General features: G+C 41.5%; 1 protein-coding gene. It reads left to right on the forward strand.

Annotated elements, in window-relative coordinates; translation table 11 throughout:
• Positions 1-86: 86 nt before the first annotated feature.
• On the forward strand, positions 87-1,862 hold the full coding sequence (gene ltrA, locus PX484_RS19255; protein WP_288105168.1) for a group II intron reverse transcriptase/maturase: 1,776 nt from the start codon (positions 87-89) through the stop codon (positions 1,860-1,862).
• Positions 1,863-1,940: the final 78 nt, after the last annotated feature.

Here is a 1,940-nt window from a genome sequence, read left to right on the forward strand (position 1 = left end):
AGTAGGAGTCTATATGACGAAACCCTTGAGAAAGTAAAGGGTTCGGGAAACCGAAAACCACTAAGACTACGAATGTATGGAAAGCTATTAATTGGGCGAAAGTCCAAAGATATGTTTTCAAGCTCCAACAGAGGATATACCAAGCGGCTAAATCGGGACAGGATGCAAAGGTTAGAAGGTTGCAACGTCTATTGGTGAAATCATACTATGCTCGTCTATTAGCAGTTCGCAAAGTAACCCAAGATAATCAAGGAAAGAAAACAGCAGGAGTAGATGGAGTGATAGCAATATCCCCTGAACAAAGGCTAAATCTAACCGAAGAAATCAAGGGAACACTTAAAGCAAAACCGTTAAGAAGGGTATGGATTCCTAAACCAGGTAGGGATGAAAAACGTCCATTAGGAATACCAACCATCAAAGACAGAGCTAGACAAGCGTTGATTAAATCGGCACTTGAACCAGAATGGGAGTCAAAAATGGAAGAAACCAGCTATGGTTTCCGACCCGGAAGGTCTGCCCATGACGCAATATCGAGAATATACCTTAGCATTAATAAAAGTAGCTACTTCGTATTAGATGCTGATATTGCCAAGTGTTTTGACCGAATTAATCACAACTTTTTACTGTCAAAAATTCATTGTCCAAGTTCCCTGAAAAGAGACATTAAACAATGGCTCAAAGCAGGAGTATTGGATAAAGGCGTATTTGAAGAAACAGAAACAGGGACACCACAAGGAGGGGTAATAAGTCCACTACTTGCTAACATCGCACTGGATGGAATGGCAAGATTAATCGAAACACTATTCCCCAAAAAGGGTAGTAAAACTCAAGCTGTTCTAATAAGATACGCCGATGACTTTGTGGTGATTTCACCATCACTCGAAATCATTGAACAGTGCAAAACTGTCATTTCTGAATGGTTAAAACCAATTGGATTAGAACTCAAACCAGAAAAAACCAGAGTGTGTCATACACTCAACCCCATTGAGTACAATGGGAAAACTGAAGAACCCGGTTTTGATTTTCTAGGATTCAATATCAGGCAATATCCAGTAGGAAAATACAAATCTGGGAAAACAGGAGGGAGAGGAAGCCAATTAATTGGTCACAAAACCCACATCAAACCCAACCAAAAAGCAGTTAAAGCCCACACAGAAGCGATTAAAGGTGTAATCAAAAAACACAAAACAGCACCTCAATCAGCCCTGATTAGTCACCTAAACCCAATCATTAAAGGCTGGGCTAACTACTACTCAGGAGTAGTATCTATGGATACCTTCAATAAACTAGACAATACAATCTGGTTAATGTTAAGGGCATGGACAGTATCAAGATGCGGTAAAGCGAACCACGAAAAGCTGAGAAACTACTTTAGACCGGGTACAGTTAAACTCAGCAATGGGAAAGAAAGGCAAGAATCTTGGTTATTTAAGACCAATGATGGTCTTCATTTATGGCAACATAATTGGACACCAATTGTCAGACATACCCTAGTACGCCCCGACGCTTCACCTTATGACGGAAATTGGACTTACTGGGCGACCAGACGAGGACAAGCAATCGACACACCGACAAGAGTAGCTAAACTACTTAAGAAGCAACAAGGCAAGTGTAGCCGATGTGGGCAGTATTTCACCCCATCGGATTTAATTGAAGTTGACCACATTCACCCTCTCAGCTTAGGCGGAAAGGATGAATATAAAAACCTTCAATTACTACACCGCCACTGTCACGATGATAAATCGGCATCCGATGGAAGCCTAAATCTATCTGGTTTGACAAATTCAGAAGTCAAACTAGATAATACAAGGTTAACCAAAGGAAGTCAAGCTGTATCCTTAACAAGGGAACAGTCAAACTAGGAGCCGTGTGAGGCGAAAGTCTCACGCACGGTTCTGAATGGGAGGGGAGGTCGGTGACGACCTTCTCGACCCCTAATA

The sequence above is a fragment of the Microcystis sp. M49636_WE2 genome (assembly GCF_030065375.1).
Taxonomy (GTDB): Bacteria; Cyanobacteriota; Cyanobacteriia; order Cyanobacteriales; family Microcystaceae; genus Microcystis; species Microcystis aeruginosa_C.